Raw genomic sequence first — 20,698 nt, 5'->3', positions numbered from 1 at the left:
TGGCAAAATGCGGCGCTTGCAGACCCTTTTACAACGATGGACCCATAACTGAAATGACTGTGGAAACCCTCGCCCAGCAACAGGATCACCAACAGATTCTGGCGCTACTGGCCTCTGAACTGAACATCCGCATCCAACAAGCCGCCTCTACGGTTGAGCTCTTGGACAACGGGGCCACGGTCCCTTTTATTGCCCGTTACCGCAAGGAAGCGACTGGCGGCCTGGACGATAATGTCCTGCGTGATCTGGAAGTGCGCCTGATCTATTTGCGCGATATGCAATCGCGTCGTCATGCCATTCTGGAATCGATCCGCCAGCAGGAAAAACTGACGCCCGAGCTGGAGCAAGCCATTCTGGCGGCTGACACCAAGCAGCGTCTGGAAGACTTGTACGCGCCGTACAAGCCCAAGCGTCGTACCCGCGCCCAGATTGCCCGCGAAGCCGGCCTGGAGCCGCTGGCGGACGCCATTCTGGCCCAGAAGGATGCAGACCCTCTGGCGCTGGCCGAAGGCTATCTGAATGCCGAAGCCAAGATCGATACGGCCAAAGCCGCCCTGGACGGTGCCCGCGACATTCTGGCCGAACGCTTTGCCGAGCAGGCCGACCTGCTGGAAGCCATGCGCGACTATCTGTGGAAGTCCGCCCACCTGTACTCCAAGGTTGCCGAAGGCAAGGAACTGGAAGGTGACAAGTTCCGCGACTGGTTCGACTTTAACGAAGCGCTACGCCAACTGCCTTCTCACCGCGTACTGGCTTTGTTGCGTGGTCGTCAGCAAGGTGCACTGGATCTGCGCCTGGGCCTGAACCCCGAGCAGGATGCGCTTCTGCCCCACCCTTGTGTACTGAAAGTCGCCGAGCTGACCGATATTGGCGCGGACTTCTCCGCCGATGCCAGCCCACGTGATCACTGGCTGGCTGAGGTCTGCCGCTGGACTTGGCGCGTCAAACTGCTGACAGCATTCGAATCCGAGCTGATTGGCCGTCTGCGCGAAGAAGCCGAGCAAGAATCCACCCGCGTGTTTGCCGCCAATCTGCGTGATTTGCTGCTGGCGGCCCCCGCTGGCAACAAAGCCGTTCTGGGCCTGGACCCAGGTATTCGTACCGGCGTAAAAGCCGCTGTGATCGATGCAACCGGCAAGGTGCTGGATACCGCCACCGTCTACCCCTTTGAACCTCGTCGTGACCGCGAAGGCGCGATTCGTACCTTGGCCGGTCTGGCTACTCGCTATCAAGTTGAACTGGTGGCGATTGGCAACGGCACAGCATCGCGCGAAACCGAGAAACTGGTTGCCGACCTGCAATCCGCTTTCCCGCAATTGCCTTTGACTCGCGTAGTCGTGTCCGAGGCGGGCGCTTCGGTGTACTCCGCCTCTGAACTGGCCGCACAAGAATTCCCGGATATGGACGTCAGCCTGCGTGGTGCCGTCTCTATTGCCCGCCGCCTGCAAGATCCACTGGCCGAGCTGGTCAAGATCGATCCAAAATCCATTGGTGTGGGCCAATACCAGCATGACGTGAACCAGCGCGAACTGGCTCGCAGCCTGGATGCCGTGGTCGAGGATTGCGTGAACGCCGTAGGTGTGGACGTCAACACCGCTTCTGCTCCCTTGCTGGCGCGCGTTTCCGGCCTGAACAACACACTGGCCAAAAACATCGTCACCTGGCGTGACGAAAACGGTGCGTTCCAAAGCCGCAAGCAGTTGCGTGACGTGCCGCGCTTTGGTGAAAAAGCTTTTGAACAGGCAGCCGGCTTCTTGCGTATTCCTGGCGCAGCCAACCCTCTGGACGCCTCGGCGGTTCACCCCGAAGCCTACCCGGTTGCCGCCCGTATTCTGGAGCGTCTGCAAACCGAAGCCAGTGATGTGATGGGAAAATCTGGCGCACTGAAAGGCTTGTCGCCCTCGGACTTCACGGATGAACGCTTTGGTTTGCCCACCGTGCGTGATATTTTTAACGAAATTGAAAAGCCCGGTCGCGACCCTCGCCCTGAATTCACCACCGCCAAGTTCCAGGAAGGCATCAACTCCCTGAACGATTTGACGCCCGGCATGATTCTGGAAGGCGTGGTCACCAACGTGGCCAACTTTGGTGCCTTCGTGGACGTGGGTGTGCACCAGGACGGTCTGGTTCATATCTCCGCCCTGTCCGAGACCTTTGTCAAAGATCCACGTGATGTGGTTCGCGTAGGTCAGACGGTTAAGGTTAAAGTCCAGGAAGTGGATGTAGCCCGCAAGCGTATTGGCTTGACCATGCGCCTGAACGACGACAGCGCCCCGGTGCGTGGCTCCAGCAGCACAAGCAACGCTCCCCAGCGCCGTTCCGGAAACAATCGCCCCAACCGGCAAGCTGAACCGGCACCAACAGGTGCCATGGCAGCCGCCTTTAGCAAACTTCGGAGATAAGCCATGACTGAGACCGAGCGCCTTTCCCAACTGACGCGTCTGCTCAATCTGCTGACCGGATTTGATCAGAAGGAACAGGATATTGCAGCCATCAGCCAGTCCGTGCTGACCGCCAGCGCCAGCCCGGCAGCGATGGGTGAGGCGTATGGCAAACACGCCCAGAACCTGATGGAACACGATCCCGATGGCGCTCTGATTCTGGCCATCAGCTACGAGCTGGACGACTATCTGGCCCTGGCCGATACCGTGGACGAACTGTGGGAAGAAATTCTGGCCGCTTTTGAAAGCCAGGACCTGCCCGCCTTTCCCTACGACGACATGCCTTTTCAGGACGTGGACGGCTTTTTCCAATGGGCGAACGAGCAGCTGCAGGAGTTTCACCCCTCCTACTGCCTGCTGGAGTTTGCCCAAAGCTATGACGAGGAATTTCAGCTGATCGTGGTCAAACGCGAGAACCTGGAAGAAATTCTAAGTCTGTGTGAAAAACTGGATATTCCCGCTCAACCTGCCGAATAAGACAGGTATTCCTGGCCCAAACCCATCATCAAGCCCTGCATGAACATTCATGCAGGGCTTGATGCTTTTGGCCCGCTTGAATGCAAAGCGCCTCAAAGCGCATTAGACTGGTCCCGCCATCAGCGTCAACAAAGCGAGCCTCCTGTACTCGCCTGGCTGCCTGGTCCAAACAGAAACATCCCACTTTGCCGTGACTGGCGCAAAGCCAAATCCAGCGCGGCAAGGTCCAGAAGGGGAAGCATGGTGCAAAAGCACTGGTCGCAGGTCGAACTCCTGCACGAAACCGTATCCAACCCCAACATCCATGTGCGTGGCACACACAGCTACTACAGCCATGCCTGGACCGGCAGTTTTGAAGAAAGCGTGGTGCGTTACCTGTACGGGGACGAATACAGCCGCAAGGCCTGGACCTCTCAATGGCCGGTAGGCCAATTGCATATTGGTGACTACGTATGTATCGGTGCCGAGGCCGTGATTCTGATGGGCGGCAACCATACCCATCGCATGGACTGGTTCAGCCTGTACCCCTTCGTGGACAAGATTACGGACGCCTATGTGGGCAAAGGCGACACCCACATCCATGACGGTGCCTGGATCGGCATGCGGGCCATGATCATGCCCGGTGTCGTGATTGGTGAAGGCGCTGTGGTGGCCTCGGGGGCGATTGTGACCAAGAGCGTGGCACCGTACACGATTGTGGCCGGAAATCCGGCTGTGCCTGTGCGCAAGCGCTTTGACGATTCGACAATTGAGCGACTGCTAGGTCTGAAGATATATGAATGGCCAGAAGAGAAATTCACAGCTCTGCGTGACGTGATCTGCGCAGAAGATATTGCGGCCTTGGAGCTGGCCAGCAAAGACTGGGACCAGAAGTCCACGATTCAGACACAGACCTGAACGAACCCTTGCATTAGGGATTGCAAATACAGAGCAAACGTTGGGGCTAAAAGCCGACTGCAAGGATATGTCTACCGCAAGCCTGATCCTCAAATACCTTTCAACGCATTGATAAATAAGAAAAAAAAGCCCCTGACATGAGATGAACATCTCATGTCAGGGGCTGTTTATTTTCAAACTTGCTTCAACGTAGAGTGCGGCAACACAAGGAGGCTCGCGACATCCAGCATGGAATCAATCCTACGCAAGCTCTTTGCCAAGGATCAATCCCACCACAGCCCCCCTAATTAGTCGCGCATCGAATCCAAAGCGGCTTCAAGTGCGTCACGCAGATCTGCCGATACGCGCGCGACTTCCTCACCGGCGCAATGGATTTGCAGTTCCTGGCCGTCTTGCTTGGTCACCTCTGCAAACGCAGCAGTCTGCAATGCCTTGATCGCAACACCCGCCTGTTTAGGGTCAGCGTAGGAGCGGGACAGGAACAGCTCTTGTCCGGCGGCATCTTGCAGACGAAAACGGAAAGTACCATCTTCATCACGGAAGTTCACAAAGCGGGCTTTACGGGCCTTGGCTTCAGACTTACTGGCAGCGGTACTCAAAGGATCGCGCAGGCCTACAGCAGCCTTCAGCTCATGGATGAAAGGCGTTGCGTAGGCACGAGCCTTGCGGGCACCCACTTGCAGCAACTCTTCAATTTCCTGAGGACGAGCCATCAGGGACTCGTAACGATCGCGCATGGGGGCGATCATGGTTTCCAGAACCTGATGCAAGGCTTCTTTAGCCTCACCCCAGGCCATTCCTTCGATCAGTTGCTGACGGAAGGCCTGCGTCTGCTCTGGCGTCGCGAAGGCCTTGTACAAGGCGGTCAGGTGGGAATCGTCCGGGTTCTTGGGTTCGCCTGGGCCTTTGGAGTCCGTCACGATACGCGCAATGGCAGACCTCAGTGCCTTGGCACCACCTTCAAACAAGGGAATGGTGTTGTCGTAGCTCTTGGACATCTTGCGACCGTCCAGGCCTGGCAGCAAGGCCAGGTCCTCTTCTACCTGCACTTCAGGCAGCACAAACAGCTCTTTGCCACGACCATACAAATGGTTGAAGCTCTTGGCGATATCGCGTGCCATTTCCAGGTGCTGTACCTGATCACGGCCCACAGGTACTTTGTGCGCATTGAACATCAGAATGTCGGCCGCCATCAGCACGGGGTAGCTGAACAAGCCCATGGTGACGCCATCATCAGGATCAATGCCGGCAGCTTCGTTCTTGTCCACGGAGGCTTTGTAGGCGTGCGCACGGTTCATCAAACCCTTGCCGGTCACACAGCCCAGCATCCAGGACAGTTCCGGGATCTCTGGAATATCGGATTGACGGTAGAACGTTACTTTTTCCACATCCAGGCCGCAGGCTATCCAAGTGGCGGCAATCGCACGGCGCGAAATGGCTACGCGCTCCGGATCGTCACATTTGATCAGGGCGTGGTAGTCCGCCATGAAGAAAAATGCGTCGACATCGGCTTGCTGGCTAGCACGGATAGCCGGACGAATCGCCCCGGCATAGTTACCCAAGTGTGGAATACCGGTCGTTGTAACGCCGGTCAGTACTCGTGTCGTCATGATAAAAAATACGCTTATAAAACTACGTGTCAGGGTCAGGGATCAGGCGCATTGGCCACCGGCCGCGCCCAGGCCCTACAAAATAACTGCCTGGCGCCGTTCTGACTCCAGGTACTCGCGCGATTGCATTTCCATCAAACGCGAGACAGTACGGTGGAACTCATTGGCCATGGGGCCATCTACATACAACTCTTCCTCGGGCACAGCCGCGGACATAATAAATTTGACTTTGTGATCGTAAAAAACGTCCACTAGCCAGGTAAAGCGTCGCGCTGCAGAAGCATCACGGGCGGTCATGCGGGGAACATCGGACAGGATCACGGTCTGGAAACGGTTGGCCAGTTCCAGATAATCGTTCTGCGAGCGCGCACTGACGCACAGGGTCTCGAAATCAAACCACACGGCCGAGCCTGACAAGGCCACCGCTTTCACATCCCGGTTTTCGATGCTGAGCACAGGCTCTTGAGGAGCCGTGTCCGACAAGGCCGTGAACATGGATTGCAGTTCTGCGGTGGTCTCCGGACCCAATGGCGTCAGATAGGTTTTCACCTGTTCCAGCGCACGGCGGCGGTAATCTACACCGGTGTCCACGTTCATGATGTCCATGTTCTTCTGGATCAGCGCAATGGCGGGCAAGATGCGATCACGGTGCAGGCCTTCCGGATACAGCGTGGACGGCTCGTAGTTGGACGTCATCACAAAGGACGTGCCGCGCTCGAACAGGCCCAGCAGCAGCTTGTACAGAATCATGGCATCGGCCACGTCCGAGACGTGAAACTCGTCAAAACAGATCAGGCGGTAACGCTTGGCGATACGCTTGGCAACCTCGTCCAAAGGATCGCTCATGCCTTTGACCTGATTCAGCTCCTTGTGCACGCCACGCATGAACTCATGGAAGTGAATGCGGGTTTTGCGCTTGAGCGGTACCGTCAGGTAGAAGGCGTCCATCAGAAAGCTCTTGCCGCGCCCTACACCACCCCACAGGTACACACCACGCGGCACTTCCGGGCGGGAAAACATGCGACGCAAGGTACTGGAGCGCATTTTGCGATACTCCACCCACTCGTCGTAATAGCGTTGCAGCCGGTCTATAGCTTGCTCCTGTGCCTGGTCGGCACGGTAGCCTTTTTCCGCTAAAGCCTGATGGTAATACTCGCGAACATTCATATCACTGAAAATAAAAGAACCTGTCCGAGACAGGTAGTGGTCTGCCAGCATGCACTGCGGTCCACAACAGCACTGCCTTTGATGCAGGGTCTGAGCATACTGCGCGGTCAATTATCTCACGCATCACAGCCTGTACAGACTGCTTTGATCAGCCTTTCGTGACGAAAAAAAGGGCGAGCCCGTGCCCGCCCTTTTCCAACAACACCCTGAAAGTCTATCAGAAGTTCAGAGCGCGTTTGTCCACTGCCAAGGCCGCTTCTTTCAGGGCTTCGGACAGGGTTGGGTGAGCATGGCAAATACGGGCGATGTCTTCCGACGCGCCACGGAATTCCATGATCGCAACAGCTTCAGCTACCAGCTCGGAAGCCACAGGGCCCACAAAGTGCACGCCCAGAACTTCGTCGGTCTTGGCATCAGCCAGAACCTTCACAAAGCCGGTGGTGTCACCCAGTGCGCGGGCACGGCCGTTAGCCAGGAAGGGGAAGCTGCCAGCGCGGTAAGCACGGCCTTCAGTCTTCAGTTGCTGTTCGGTCTTGCCAACCCAAGCGATTTCGGGGGAGGTGTAGATAACCCAAGGCACGGTGTCGAAGTTGACGTGAGGTTGCTGACCCGCCAGACGCTCGGCCACAGCCACACCTTCTTCTTCGGCTTTGTGAGCCAGCATAGGACCACGCACCACGTCACCCACTGCCCAGATACCTGGCAGGCTGGTGGCGCAATCGTCGTCCACAACCACGAAACCACGCTCGTCCAGTTTCAGACCAATGGTTTCTGCACCCAGACCAGCGGTGTTAGGCACACGGCCAATGGAGACGATCAGCTTGTCGGCTTCCAGCTTTTGCTCGGCGCCTGCAGCGTCTACGTAGTTGATAGTGACCTGTTTGGCAGACTTCTTGATCTCGCCAACTTTCACGCCCACATTGATCTTCAGACCTTGCTTGGTGAAAGCTTTCAGGGCTTCCTTGGCCACGTCGCGATCCACGGCGGACAGGAACTCGGGAGCGCCTTCCAGAATGGTCACTTCGGCACCCAGACGACGCCACACGCTACCCAGTTCCAGACCAATCACACCGGCACCGATAACGGCCAGCTTCTTGGGAACCTTGGGCAGACGCAATGCGCCGTCGTTGGACAGAATCTGCTCTTCGTCGAACTCGGCACCGGGCAAGGCACGAGCCGAGCTACCGGTCGCGATAATGACGTTCTTGGCAACCAGCTCTTCGGCGTTGGCACCAGCCACATTCACCGACCAGCCTCCGTCAACCTTGGCGCCAAACGAAGCGGTGCCGTGGAAGAAGTTAACTTTGTTCTTCTTGAACAGGTACAAGATACCGTCGTTGTTTTGCTTGACGACCACATCTTTGCGGCCGACCAGCTTGTCCAGGTTCAGCGATACGCCCTTGACGTCCACGCCGTGCTCGGCCAAATGCAGATTGGCGTGCTCGAAGTGTTCGGACGATTGCAGCAAGGCCTTGGAAGGAATGCAACCAACGTTGGTGCATGTACCGCCAGGAGCGGGTTTGCCTTCAGCGGTGGACCATGCGTCCACGCAAGCGACGCTCATACCCAGTTGAGCGGCACGAATGGCGGCGATGTAGCCACCGGGGCCTGCACCAATCACGACAACATCAAATTGCTTAGCCATAAAAAATCCCATAAATGTGAAAAGGCTCGCTGGACCGTCCAGAAGTCAGACGGGAAGAAATCAGGCGGCGAACACCAGCCCCCAGGGCCTTAAACAAAGTCGGCCAAGGCTTAGAAGCAAGCACTTGGCCGTAAACATACTAGACCGAAACTACCGCGTGCTTAGACGTTCAGCAGCAAACGCTGAGGATCTTCCAGCGCTTCTTTCATGGCTACCAGACCCAGAACGGCTTCGCGGCCGTCAATGATGCGGTGGTCGTAGGACATAGCCAGGTAGTTCATGGGGCGAACCACGATCTGACCATTTTCCACAACAGCGCGATCCTTGGTGGCGTGAATGCCCAGGATGGCGGACTGAGGTGGGTTGATGATGGGAGTGGACAGCATGGAGCCGAACACACCACCGTTGGAGATGGAGAAGGTACCGCCTGTCATTTCTTCCAGGGTCAGCTTGCCATCGCGAGCACGGGCACCGAAGTCAGCGATTTGCTTTTCGATGTCAGCGATGGACATTTGATCAGCGTTACGCAGGATAGGCACCACCAGACCGCGTGGGCTACCAACGGCCACACCGATATCGAAGTAACCGTGGTAGATGATGTCTTTGCCATCAACCGAGGCGTTCAGCACGGGGTATTTCTTCAGGGCGGCAACAGCAGCCTTGACGAAGAAGGACATGAAGCCCAGTTTCACGCCGTGCTCTTTCTCGAACTGATCCTTGTACTTCTTGCGCAGATCCAGCACCGCTTGCATGTTCACTTCGTTGAACGTGGTCAGCATGGCGTTTTCGGACTGCGACTGCAGCAGACGCTCGGCGATACGAGCGCGCAGGCGGCTCATGGGCACGCGCTGCTCTGGACGACCGTCCAGGGACAGGGTTGGAGGGGCAACAGGAGCGGCAGCAGGCTTAGCAGCAGCGGCGTTGGCTTCCAGAGCGTCACCCTTGGTGATGCGACCACCACGGCCCGAACCTTCCACGGAGCTGGCTTCCACACCCTTTTCTGCCAGGATCTTGGCAGCTGCAGGCGAAGCAACCGAAGAGGCGGCCGAGCTGGCAGCAGGAGCTGCAGCGGCTGGGGCAGCAGCAGGAGCGGCTTCTTCAGCAGCGGCGGCAGGAGCAGCAGCGCTAGCCTTGCCTTCGGAGTCGATACGAGCCAGCACGTCGCCGGAGGTAACGGTGCTGCCGTTGGCCTTGACGATTTCGCTCAGCACGCCCGAAGCAGGAGCGGGAACTTCCAGAACGACCTTGTCGGTTTCGACTTCGATCAGGATTTCGTCAGCCTGGACCATTTCGCCAGGTTGTTTTTTCCATTCCAGCAAGGTTGCTTCGGAGATGGATTCAGAGAGTTGGGGAACCAGAACGTCAGTAATTGCCATGATTATATTTTCCGTATTTAAAATTTGGGGTGCGTTATTTGGTCAGCATGAAGCCTTTGCGAGCGCCGAAAGCCTGCTCCAGCAGCGCCTTGTGCTGTTCCTGGTGTTTGGCCAGGTAACCCACTGCAGGCGAAGCGGAAGCGGCACGACCGGCGTAGCCAAGCTTCTGACCTTCGGTCATGTTCTCGTAGATGTGATGCTGAACGTAGAACCATGCACCTTGGTTTTGAGGTTCGTCCTGAACCCAGATAACTTCCTTGGCGTTGCTGTACTTAGCCAGCTCTGCCTGGAAGGCCTTGTGGGCAAATGGATACAACTGCTCCACACGGATAATGGCAATATCGTTGCGCTCCAGTTCTTTACGGTGGTTCACCAGATCGTAGTAAACCTTGCCCGAGCAAGCTAGAACACGTTTGACAGCGGCTGCATCAATCGCCTGATCCGTTTCACCGATCACAGGCATGAAGTGGCCTTCAGCCAGATCGCTCAATGGCGAAGTAGCATCTTTGTTACGCAGCAAGGACTTGGGCGTCATGATGACCAAGGGCTTGCGGAAAGGACGGATCATCTGACGACGCAGAACGTGGAAGATCTGGGCGCCGTTGGTGGGCTGGACAACCTGAATATTGTTGTCTGCGCACAGTTGCAAGAAGCGCTCGATACGGGCCGAGGAGTGCTCCGGACCCTGACCTTCGTAGCCGTGTGGCAGCATCAGAGTCAGACCGCAATGACGGCCCCACTTGGCTTCACCCGACGTAATGAACTGGTCGATAACAACCTGGGCACCGTTGGCGAAGTCGCCGAACTGGGCTTCCCAGATAGTCAGGATGTTGGGCTCTGCCGAAGCGTAACCGTATTCAAAAGCCAACACGGCTTCTTCGGACAGGACCGAGTCGATCACCGTGAAGTTGGCCTGGCCTTCAGAGACGTTCTGCAAAGGAATGTAGGTACCGTCGTTCCAGCGCTCACGTTTCTGATCGTGCAGCACGGCGTGACGGTGCGTGAACGTACCACGGCCCGAGTCCTGGCCAGTAATACGGATGGCGTAGCCGTTGTTCACCAGGGTTGCAAAGGCCAAGTGCTCGCCCATGCCCCAGTCCACCTGAGCTTCGCCACGTGCCATGGCACGACGGTCGTTCAGCATGCGGTTGACCAATGGGTGAACGGTAAAGCCTTCTGGCACGGTGGTCAGTTTTTCACCGATGCGTGTCAGTTCGGACATCGGCAAGGCGGTGTCAGCCTGGTCAGTCCATTTGGCGCCCAGGAAAGCAGACCAGTCGGTGGCGTACTTGTTCTTGTAGTCTGTCAGAACAGGTTCAACCGTGCGCTTGCCGTCTTCCATCAGTTGACGGTAAGCCTTGACCAGATCTTCGGGTTCGTTCTCGGACAGAATGCCTTGAGCAACCAGCTTGTCGGCGTACAGTTTGCGGGTACCGTTGTGCTGACCAATCTTCTTGTACATCAGCGGCTGGGTCATCGAGGGAGTATCTTGCTCGTTGTGGCCCAGTTTACGGAAACAAACAATATCAACCACGACGTCGTGCTTGAACTCGCGGCGGAAATCCAGAGCCAGCTGAGTCACGAACACCACGGCTTCAGGATCGTCGCCGTTCACGTGGAAAACAGGGGCTTCAATCATCTTGACCACGTCCGTGCAATACAGCGTGGAGCGTGTATCGCGGGGGTCAGAGGTGGTGAAACCGATCTGGTTGTTGATCACGATGTGCAGCGTGCCACCGGTACCGTAGCCACGGGTCTGGGCCAGGTTCAGTGTTTCCATGACCACGCCCTGACCGGCAAAAGCCGCGTCACCGTGAACCAGCACAGGCAGAACCTGGCTGCCGTCTTCGTCGCTACGACGATCCTGACGAGCACGGACCGAACCCTCGACCACTGGGTTAACAATTTCCAGGTGGGATGGGTTAAAGGCCAGAGACAGGTGGACTGGACCGCCGCGGGTGGACAGATCGCTGGAGAAGCCGTTGTGGTATTTCACGTCGCCGTCTGTCAGGCCTTCAGCGTGACGGCCCTCAAACTCGGCAAACAGATCACCGGGCATTTTGCCCATGATGTTGACCAGCATGTTCAGGCGACCACGGTGGGCCATACCCACGATGATTTCCTGAACGCCGTTCTCGCCAGCGTGGTTGACCACTTCATCCATACAAGCGATGAAGCTCTCGCCACCTTCCAGGGAGAAGCGTTTCTGACCGACGTATTTGGTGTGCAGGAAGCGCTCCAGGCCTTCGGCCTCGGTCAGCTGCTGCAAGATGTTGCGTTTTTGTTCAACGTTGAAAGAACCTGTGCCATGCACCGACTCCAGGCGCTGCTGAATCCAGCGCTTGACGACCGGGTCGGAGATGTACATGAATTCTGCGCCCACCGAACGGGAGTACGTATCACGCAGGGCCTTGAGCATGTCGCGCAGCGTCATGGTGTCGGCTTTGGTGAAGTAGGTGTTGGTGGCGGAGTAGACCTGGTCCAGATCCGCTTCGGTCAAACCGTAGAAAGCAGGGTCCAGTTCAGGGATGCTGGGGCGTTCGGAGCGCTTCAGAGGGTCCAGATCAGCAATGCGTGCACCCAGGGAGCGGTACGCAGCAATCATGGACTGGATCGACACTTGCTTCATGGCAACTGTCAGGTCCGGTGCTTGCGCGCTGGTCAGGAAGGCATTGGCTTTCGCACGTTGGGCGAAGGACTCGACGATAGGAGCGTGAGCTTGATCGCGGGTGCTGTCGCGGCCGTCAGTAGCTGGCTGATGCTGCAGTTGATCGAAGTACTCGCGCCATTGATCGGCGACGGAGCCCGGATTGTCGAGGTAGGACTCGTAGAGTTCTTCGACGTAAGGAGCATTGCTCCCGAACAGATAAGAGTTACTGAGCAGTTCTTTTTGCGATGACATTATTACGCTTCACCTATCCGAGTGTTTCACTCGTGTTGAGATGCAGGAAAACCTTCCGCGACACGGACCTCGCCGGTTAGCGGATAGCAGGAGCAGAAGGCAACGTAGGACGCCTTATACAAGCCGTATTGATCTAGTATAACGCTGCACACAAAAGGCGCAATTAATGACATCTAAAATGCTTGGCGACTGCAGCAGACCGTTGGCATTAACAAACACATCGATCTATCACACGGGCGAATTCTTACAAAAGAAGCGCTCCAAATCATGATTGACGCCCCTAGCCTGCCCCACATGAAGGAAAAATTCCGATATGCTAAACGGGTGCAGCAAGTACGCGCTTCGCGGGCCCCTTTTCCACCAAACCGAGCCCAGCCTGCCCTTGGTCACCTTGAGGCAGGCAACCAGCGTTGCCATGACATATGCTGCCTATAACAAATCAGCACCTACCTGGTGACTGTATTTCTTATAAATTAGATTCACTTTTACACTAGAAAATCCTATCAGGAGCTTTACCAAAATGGATGCCAACGCCGATCTGGCCAAACTTGCGCTGGACTATCACGCGTATCCCACTCCCGGGAAAATCTCGGTGGTCCCTACCAAGACCCTAGCCAATCAAGATGACCTCTCGCTAGCCTACTCCCCCGGCGTCGCATCTGCTTGCATGGCCATCCACGCCGAAGGCGAAGAAGCCGCCGCCAAGTACACCTCGCGCGCCAACCTGGTTGCCGTGGTCACCAACGGTACCGCCGTGCTGGGTCTGGGCAATATCGGTCCTCTGGCCGCCAAGCCCGTCATGGAAGGCAAAGGCTGCCTGTTCAAGAAATTCGCCGGCATCGATGTGTTCGATATCGAGTTGAACGAAACCGATCCGGACAAGCTGGTCGACATTATTGCCGCACTGGAACCCACCCTGGGTGGTGTGAACCTGGAAGACATCAAGGCCCCCGAATGCTTCTACATCGAGAAGAAGCTGCGCGAGCGCATGAGCATTCCCGTGTTCCACGATGACCAGCACGGTACCGCCATCATCTCGTCCTCCGCGGTTCTGAACGGCCTGAAAGTCGTCAACAAGAACATCGCCGACATCAAGCTGGTTTGCTCGGGCGCTGGTGCTGCTGCCATTGCTTGCCTGGACTTGCTGGTTGCCCTGGGCGTGAAGCTGAGCAACATTTTCGTGGCCGACTCGCGCGGCATCATCTGGAAAGGTCGCGACGAGAACATGGAGCCCAACAAGGCTCGCTACGCTCAGGAAACCGACGCCCGTACACTGGCTGATGCCATGGTCGGTGCTGACGTGTTCCTGGGTTGCTCGGCTCCTGGCGTGCTGTCTGCTGACATGGTCAAGACCATGGCCGACAAGCCTCTGATTCTGGCCCTGGCCAACCCCGAGCCTGAAATCCGCCCTGAAGTGGCCAAGGCTGCCCGCCCTGACTGCATCATCGCCACTGGCCGTTCGGACTACCCGAACCAGGTCAACAACGTGCTGTGCTTCCCCTTCATTTTCCGTGGCGCCCTGGACGTCGGTGCCAGCGTGATCAACGAAGAAATGAAGCTGGCTTGCGTGAAAGCCATTGCCGAGCTGGCTCAGGTCGAGCAAAGCGACGATATGGCCACCGCTTACGGCGGCGAAGACCTGCGTTTTGGTCCTGAGTACATCATCCCCAAACCGTTTGATTCCCGTCTGATCGTTCAGATTGCTCCTGCCGTGGCCCAGGCAGCGATGGACTCCGGCGTTGCCGCCCGTCCTATCGAAGACATGGACGCCTACCGTCAGAAACTGATCGCCATGACCTACCACACCGGCCCGCTGATGCGTCCGTTGTACATGCAGGCCAAGGCTGCGCCCAAGCGCATCATTTACGCTGACGGCGAAGACGAGCGCGTATTGCGTGCCGTGCAAACCGTGGTGGACGAAAAGCTGGCCCAGCCCATTCTGGTGGGTCGCCCCAGCGTGATCGACATGCGCGTCAAGAAAGCGGGTCTGCGTCTGGAAGCCGGCAAGAACGTGCAAATCGTTGATCCTGAAGACGACGATCGCTTCACCGAAACCTGGACTGCCTACTACAAGCTCAAGGCGCGTGAAGGCGTCACTCCAGACATCGCCAAAGCCATGATACGCAAGCACAACTCGCTGATTGGCGTGATGCTGCTGCAACGCGGTGATGCTGACGGCATGATCTGCGGTGTAGCCAGCAACTACGACAGCCAGCTGCACTACGTTGAGCAAGTCATTGGCCTGAAAAAGGAAGCTCAAACCTTCGCCGCCATGAACGTGCTGATGCTGCCTACACAAACTCTGTTTGTGTGCGATACCCACGTGAACGAGAACCCCACAGCCGAACAGATCGCCGACATGACGATCCAGGCCGCCGAGGAAGTTCGCCGTTTTGGCGTGGTGCCTCGCGTGGCTCTCTTGTCGCACTCGAACTTTGGCAGCCGCCAGACCGAGTCCTCGCGCAAGATGGCCAAGGCTCGTCAAATCCTGGCTGAACGCGCTCCAGACCTGGAAGTGGACGGCGAAATGCACGCTGACTCCGCCCTGTCCGAGAAGATCCGCCTGAAAGCCTTCCCCGACAGCACGCTGCGCGGTTCGGCCAACCTGCTGATCACTCCAAACCTGGACGCCGGCAACATCACGTACAACATGCTGAAGATGACAGGCAGCAACGGTGTGGCCATGGGCCCCATCCTGCTGGGTGCGGCTCGCCCCATCCACATCCTGACCACCAGCGCCACTGTGCGTCGCATCATCAACATGACAGCCCTGGCTGTTGTGGATGCTCAGCAAGAAGCCCAGCAAAACAGCTAATCCTGTTTAGCCAAATAAAAACCGGATGCAGCGTAAAAGCGGCATCCGGTTTTTTTATCCCTGATCCAGATTCAGTTCAGTACGACAAGGGCTCCCATCAAGCCATCGCCGGAGACATTGGGCGGCCCCGAGACAGACTCAAGCCACCGATTGCGACTACCAGGAAGATTGCCGCTGCCAGCCACCAGCCTGCTGCACCCGTAATCAAGGCCTGCCCGATCAAGCCAGCCTGTATCACGTAATAAACCATGGGAATCAAGGTCTTGCGCACAATCTCCCCTTCTCGACCCAACATGCCTACCACGGCACCGGCAGCAACCACGTTATGCACGCAGATCATGTTGCCCGCTGCCCCACCGACGGCCTGCAGAGCCACCACAATGGCGGACTGATCGACACTCAAGCCAATTTGCTGAGCAGTCGAGAACTGGAAGTACGAGAACATCATATTGCTGACCGTATTGGAGCCAGCGATAAAGGCACCCAGGCTGCCTACCCAGGGTGAGATGGTCGGCCAAGCCTGTCCAGCTGCAGCAGCCGCGCCTTGAGCCAGGACCAGAGGCATGCTGGCTATTGAGCCATCTGCGGCGGCCGAATTGATGAACACCTGCACCATAGGCACAGCCAGCAACAAGGCAGGAGCAGCACTGCCCATGGTGCTCAGCGACTGCTTGACGCCTTGCATGTACTGCTGGCCATTCATGCGGAAGATGGCGATACATGCCAGGGACACCAGAATCAGGATAGCGCCCGGTGAAAACAACAGCTGTGCCGAGGTGGAAATACCGGTACCAAACAGGGCCTCAACCTTGATCGTGGCAGAGGGACCTGTCAACCAGGCTTTCACAGCAGGAACAGTACGGGTCAGGATCAGCAGCAGCACAACGAGCACGTAGGGCGAAAAGGCTCGCAACACGGAAAAGCTCTGCTTGGTTTCCACATTGTCCATGGCAACCGTACCCAGCCAATGAGAAGGCCACTGACTGCGATCAGGGAAGTCAAAGGTCTTGGAGGGCGCAAACCAGCCTTTGCGTGCTGCCGTCACCACAATCACCAGACCCACCATTGCGCCCACCATGGATGGAAACTCCGGCCCTAAGACCACCGCGATCAAGTAGTAAGGAACGGTGAAAGCCAGACCCGCAAACAGGGCAAACTTCCAGGCGCCCAAACCTTCCACGAAGGATCGGCGCTCGCCAAAAAAGCGCGTCAGCAAGCCGCACAGCAGCAAAGGAATCACAAAGCCCGTCAAGGCATGAATCAAGGCTACGTTCTCGACAATCTGCTGCAAATACTCCAGAGGCTGCATCGGAGCGATAGCCGCCGCGACATCGGCCTTGTTATCGACGCCCGAGCGCACACCGACCAGCATGGGGGTACCAACAGCACCAAACGAAACCGGGGTGGACTGGATAACCAGTACCGACATCACGGCCGCCATTGCCGGAAAACCCAATGCCAGCAACAAAGGCGCACCTACCGCAGACGGTGTACCAAAACCCGATGAGCCCTCAATCAGGGAGCCGAACAGCCAGGCCACAATAATGACCTGTATGCGACGATCAGGGGACACATCCATAAAGCCCTGGCGAATGGCTGCCAGCGCGCCGCCCACCTTGAGCGTGTTCAACAGCAGTACGGCCCCAAAGACAATGAACAGCAAGGTCAGGGCAGTCACCACCCCGTTGACCGTCGCTGCGGCAATAACCTCGGCCTGACTGCCCCACACGAACAAAGCCAGCAAGGCTGTCACAATATAGGCTGCGCCCATGGACAGCTTTGCCGAACGCCCCAGCACAACCATCAACAAAAACACAACCAACAATGGCGCCAGGGCCATCAAGGTGTATAAAAGACTCATCTCCAGATCTCCTTCGTGTCGGTAGCACGTTTTATGGAAAGAGGAGCTGCCAGCCCAGAGCTCAAAACCGTGGTGCCGGTCTCGATTTCGAGCAGCCCTCCCCCTCTTGTTCTAGCTTGGAGAATGATAGAGGTATTACCACTTTTTAATTACCGGCATAAACCCTGATCTTTTTAGTCATTTTCACCCCTATACTCACACTAAAAACACAAATTGGTCTTACCACCTCAAACCGATTTATGACTACAAACCCTAAAACGCGTCTCTCCGACCAGATCACTGAAAAAATTATCCAGCTCATCCAGGAAGAGAAACTGCAACCTGGTGACCGGATCCCCTCCGAGCGTCAATTAGCCGAGCAACTGGAAGTGTCACGCGTACCGATACGGGAAGCGCTGCGTACGCTAAGTTCACAGGGAGTGTTATTTACCCGCCAAGGCGGCGGCACTTTCGTGCAGAAAAGCGACCTGATCAACTGGCCTGCCCAGGCCATCGCCCCCTTGGAGCAGCTCCTGAGCCAGGACCCCTTGTATCGCTACGATGTACTGGAGGCGCGGCGAGCGCTGGAGGCCAGTACGGTATGGCACGCTGCAATACGAGCCACGGAGACCGACAAAAAACGAATCAGGCAATGCTTTGACATCATGGTTGAGCATCAAAAGAATCAGGATGCCGAACTATCGGCCCGCGCGGATGCTCAATTTCACCTGGCCATTGCCCAGGCATCCCACAACGTGGTGCTTTTGCAGATCATGAATGGCTTGTTCCAACTGGTGTTCTCCACCGTCAAGGAAAACCGTCGTGCCATGTTTGAGTTCGACAATGCGCGCGAGGTAGAGGTCCTGACCCAGCAACACGAAGCCGTGATGAACGCCATTTTGGAAGGCAATGCCGACCTGGCCCGTGAGCAGATCAACAAGCATCTGGATCATGTACAGGCCAAAGTCCGACAGTCCGAAGAAAACAATGCCCGCGAGCAGCGGCTCTCCCGTTTCAACCACCAGCTTCTGCAACCCTGAACCCCGCCAGTACCGGATGCGTTTCATCACAATCGCGTGGCGCGATAAGCAAAACAGCAGGCGAAAAAAAAGTGCACCACAAATTGGTGCACTTGCGTAAAACCAGGGGCTCAGTCAGCGCAGAGGCTAATGACACCTGGCTTGATCCAGGTCTCTGAGCCCACAGTGATTAACGCTGATCAGGTACGTCGCGCTGAGTTGGGCCCACGTACAACTGACGTGGACGGCCGATCTTGTAATCTGGATCGGACAACATTTCGTTCCACTGAGCAATCCAGCCCACGGTACGAGCCAGGGCGAAGATAGCGGTGAACAAGGAGGTTGGGATACCAATAGCGCGCTGAACGATACCCGAGTAGAAGTCTACGTTGGGGTACAGCTTGCGTTCGACGAAGTATGGATCTTCCAGAGCAATGCGCTCCAGTTCCATGGCCAGCTTGAACAGAGGATCGTTCTCCAGGCCCAGGGCTTCCAGAACTTCCTTGCAAGTCTCTTGCATCAGCTTGGCGCGTGGGTCGTAGTTCTTGTAGACACGGTGACCAAAGCCCATCAGGCGCACGCCCGAGTTCTTGTCCTTGACCTTCTCCATGAACTCGCCAACCTTGTCGATGCCGCCGTTGGCTTGCAACTCTTCGAGCATGTTCAGGCACGCTTCGTTTGCACCACCGTGGGCAGGACCCCACAAGCAAGCAACACCCGCAGCAATAGCAGCGAAAGGATTGGTGCCGGACGAACCGCACAGACGCACGGTGGAAGTCGAGGCGTTTTGTTCGTGATCTGCATGCAGGATGAAGATACGGTCCAGAGCGCGCTCAACCACTTCGTTGACCTTGTAGTCTTCGCAAGGGGTAGCGAACATCATGCGCAAGAAGTTGCCGGTGTAGGACAAATCATTCTTGGGATAGATGAAGGGCTGTCCCAAAGAATACTTGTACGCCATCGCAACCAGAGTAGGCAGCTTGGCGATCAAGCGGATAGCCGACACATGACGGTGATGAGGATTCGTGATGTCCGTGGAGTCATGGTAGAACGCCGACAGGGCACCGACCAGGCCAGTCAGTATTGCCATGGGGTGGGCGTCCGGACGGAAGCCGCGCAGGAAGTGCTGCATCTGTTCCTGAACCATGGTGTGGTTCGTGACCAGGGAGTCAAATTCCTGCTTCTGATCTGCGTTGGGCAACTCGCCGTTCAGGATCAGGTAGCACACATCCATGAAATCGCACTTTTGTGCCAACTGGTCGATCGGGTAACCACGGTACATCAACTGGCCCTTGTCGCCGTCAATGTAGGTGATACCGGATTCGCAAGCCGCCGTTGCCATAAAGCCTGGGTCATAGGTAAACATACCTGTCTGACCGTAGAGCTTACGGATATCGATCACGTCCGGACCTACGGTGCCCTTGTGTACAGGGAACTCAACCGAAGGGCTACCGTCGGAGAAGGATAGCGTGGCTTTTTTATCTGACAATTCCATCACTTTTTTCCTCAATGGTTATAGCTTTCGCATAATGTCTACTAGTCGCTGAATGTCCGGTGTGGCGTACTGCCCTTCTGGCTCGGAGCGAGCCAGAAGGACATCCAGCAAAACTGTATCGTCCATTTCGAACAAGCGGGTCAGGGCCGAGACGTCCTGATCAGTCAGCTCGTTTTCGTATTGATCCAGAAAACGGGTGATCATCAAGTCGTTTTCAAGCAAGCCCCGGCGCGCACGCCAGCGCAGGCGCGCACGCTCCAATTCCGTCAATGTTCTCATCGGTACATACCCACCTTTTTAGATACTGCGACGCACCAGCATTTCTTTGATCTTGCCGATGGCATGCGACGGGTTCAGTCCTTTTGGACAGACGTCCGTGCAATTCATGATCGTGTGGCAGCGGAACAAGCGGTATGGATCTTCCAGATTGTCCAGACGCTCGCCCGTTGCTTCGTCACGCGAGTCGGCAATGAAACGATAGGCTTGCAACAAACCAGCAGGACCGACGAACTTGTCGGGGTTCCACCAGAACGATGGGCAAGAGGTCGAGCAGCAGGCGCACAGAATGCACTCGTACAGACCATCGAGCTCCTCACGGGCTTCAGGCGTTTGCAAACGCTCTTTCTCTGGAGGAGGAGCATCGTTGATCAGGAACGGCTTGACCGAATGGTACTGATCGAAGAAGTGGGTCATGTCCACGATCAGGTCACGGATAACCGGCAGACCTGGCAGTGGGCGCAGAACCACAGGCTCTTTCAAGTCGCGCATGTTGGTGGTGCAGGCCAGCCCGTTCTTGCCATTGATGTTCATGGCATCGGAACCGCACACACCTTCACGGCAGGAGCGACGCAGCGCCAGGCTGTCGTCCATGTCATTTTTAATGCGCAGGATCGCATCGAGCAGCATCTTGTCGGTAGGTTCCAACTCGACTTCGATCTTTTGCATGTAGGGACGCTCGTCCTTGTCAGGATCGTAGCGGTAGATTTCAAATTTGACCTTACGTTTTTGACTCAT

The 20,698-nt window shown here is 56.6% G+C and carries 14 protein-coding genes; 5 read left to right on the top strand and 9 right to left on the bottom strand.

What is annotated here, in order from left to right; genetic code table 11:
* The first annotated feature begins 53 nt into the window (after positions 1 to 53).
* The 3 genes from CPY64_RS03955 (at position 54) to CPY64_RS03945 (ending at position 3,815) form a co-directional block, all read left to right on the top strand.
* The gene (locus CPY64_RS03955; RefSeq protein WP_042484179.1) at positions 54 to 2,402 is read left to right on the top strand and encodes a Tex family protein; all 2,349 of its coding nucleotides are present in this window, start codon (positions 54 to 56) and stop codon (positions 2,400 to 2,402) included.
* A gap of 3 nt (positions 2,403 to 2,405) precedes the next feature.
* A complete protein-coding gene (locus CPY64_RS03950; protein WP_042484177.1) occupies positions 2,406 to 2,918 on the top strand; it encodes a hypothetical protein in 513 nt (170 codons plus the stop codon).
* A 240-nt stretch (positions 2,919 to 3,158) separates the two neighbouring features.
* The gene (locus tag CPY64_RS03945) at positions 3,159 to 3,815 is read left to right on the top strand and encodes a CatB-related O-acetyltransferase (protein WP_042484175.1); all 657 of its coding nucleotides are present in this window, start codon (positions 3,159 to 3,161) and stop codon (positions 3,813 to 3,815) included.
* 287 nt (positions 3,816 to 4,102) lie between these two features.
* On the opposite strand, the gene CPY64_RS03940 is transcribed toward CPY64_RS03945, so the two are convergent.
* From CPY64_RS03940 to CPY64_RS03920, 5 genes are all read right to left on the bottom strand, one after another.
* Complete coding sequence (locus CPY64_RS03940; RefSeq protein WP_042484173.1) at positions 4,103 to 5,425, bottom strand: tryptophan--tRNA ligase; 1,323 nt, start codon at positions 5,423 to 5,425, stop codon at positions 4,103 to 4,105.
* A gap of 75 nt (positions 5,426 to 5,500) precedes the next feature.
* Positions 5,501 to 6,592 carry a cell division protein ZapE gene (zapE, locus tag CPY64_RS03935; protein ID WP_042484467.1) on the bottom strand — a complete coding sequence of 364 codons (1,092 nt, stop codon included), beginning with the start codon at positions 6,590 to 6,592 and terminating at the stop codon, positions 5,501 to 5,503.
* 217 nt (positions 6,593 to 6,809) lie between these two features.
* Positions 6,810 to 8,237 carry a dihydrolipoyl dehydrogenase gene (lpdA, locus tag CPY64_RS03930; RefSeq protein ID WP_042484170.1) on the bottom strand — a complete coding sequence of 476 codons (1,428 nt, stop codon included), beginning with the start codon at positions 8,235 to 8,237 and terminating at the stop codon, positions 6,810 to 6,812.
* A gap of 161 nt (positions 8,238 to 8,398) precedes the next feature.
* Positions 8,399 to 9,613: a 2-oxoglutarate dehydrogenase complex dihydrolipoyllysine-residue succinyltransferase gene (gene odhB / locus CPY64_RS03925; RefSeq protein ID WP_042484168.1), complete on the bottom strand. Its 1,215-nt coding sequence runs from the start codon at positions 9,611 to 9,613 to the stop codon at positions 8,399 to 8,401.
* A 34-nt stretch (positions 9,614 to 9,647) separates the two neighbouring features.
* Positions 9,648 to 12,515: a 2-oxoglutarate dehydrogenase E1 component gene (locus CPY64_RS03920; RefSeq protein WP_042484166.1), complete on the bottom strand. Its 2,868-nt coding sequence runs from the start codon at positions 12,513 to 12,515 to the stop codon at positions 9,648 to 9,650.
* Between the two features lie 520 nt (positions 12,516 to 13,035).
* On the opposite strand from CPY64_RS03920, the gene CPY64_RS03910 reads away from it, so the two are divergent.
* Positions 13,036 to 15,330: an NADP-dependent malic enzyme gene (locus CPY64_RS03910; protein ID WP_042484157.1), complete on the top strand. Its 2,295-nt coding sequence runs from the start codon at positions 13,036 to 13,038 to the stop codon at positions 15,328 to 15,330.
* Between the two features lie 97 nt (positions 15,331 to 15,427).
* Here CPY64_RS03910 and CPY64_RS03905 read toward each other — a convergent pair whose 3' ends face one another.
* Positions 15,428 to 17,191 (bottom strand): L-lactate permease, encoded by a 1,764-nt coding sequence (locus tag CPY64_RS03905; protein ID WP_042484155.1) that lies wholly within the window; start codon positions 17,189 to 17,191, stop codon positions 15,428 to 15,430.
* A gap of 239 nt (positions 17,192 to 17,430) precedes the next feature.
* Between CPY64_RS03905 and lldR the strand changes: the two genes are divergently transcribed.
* Entirely contained in the window at positions 17,431 to 18,210 is a 780-nt protein-coding gene (gene lldR, locus CPY64_RS03900; protein ID WP_042484150.1) for a transcriptional regulator LldR, read from the top strand.
* Positions 18,211 to 18,379: 169 nt separating this feature from the next.
* On the opposite strand, the gene gltA is transcribed toward lldR, so the two are convergent.
* Genes gltA through CPY64_RS03885 form a run of 3 tightly spaced genes read right to left on the bottom strand, consistent with a single transcriptional unit; the run spans position 18,380 to position 20,698 of the window.
* On the bottom strand, positions 18,380 to 19,684 hold the full coding sequence (gltA, locus tag CPY64_RS03895) for a citrate synthase (RefSeq protein ID WP_042484147.1): 1,305 nt from the start codon (positions 19,682 to 19,684) through the stop codon (positions 18,380 to 18,382).
* An 18-nt stretch (positions 19,685 to 19,702) separates the two neighbouring features.
* Entirely contained in the window at positions 19,703 to 19,963 is a 261-nt protein-coding gene (locus tag CPY64_RS03890; RefSeq protein ID WP_003802528.1) for an FAD assembly factor SdhE, read from the bottom strand.
* Positions 19,964 to 19,981: 18 nt separating this feature from the next.
* Entirely contained in the window at positions 19,982 to 20,698 is a 717-nt protein-coding gene (locus CPY64_RS03885; RefSeq protein ID WP_003802530.1) for a succinate dehydrogenase iron-sulfur subunit, read from the bottom strand.

This window comes from Alcaligenes faecalis (genome assembly GCF_002443155.1).
Classification (GTDB): Bacteria; Pseudomonadota; Gammaproteobacteria; order Burkholderiales; family Burkholderiaceae_B; genus Alcaligenes; species Alcaligenes faecalis.
Note: the sequence above shows the minus strand (reverse complement) of the source record. Positions and strands in the feature narration are given on the sequence as shown.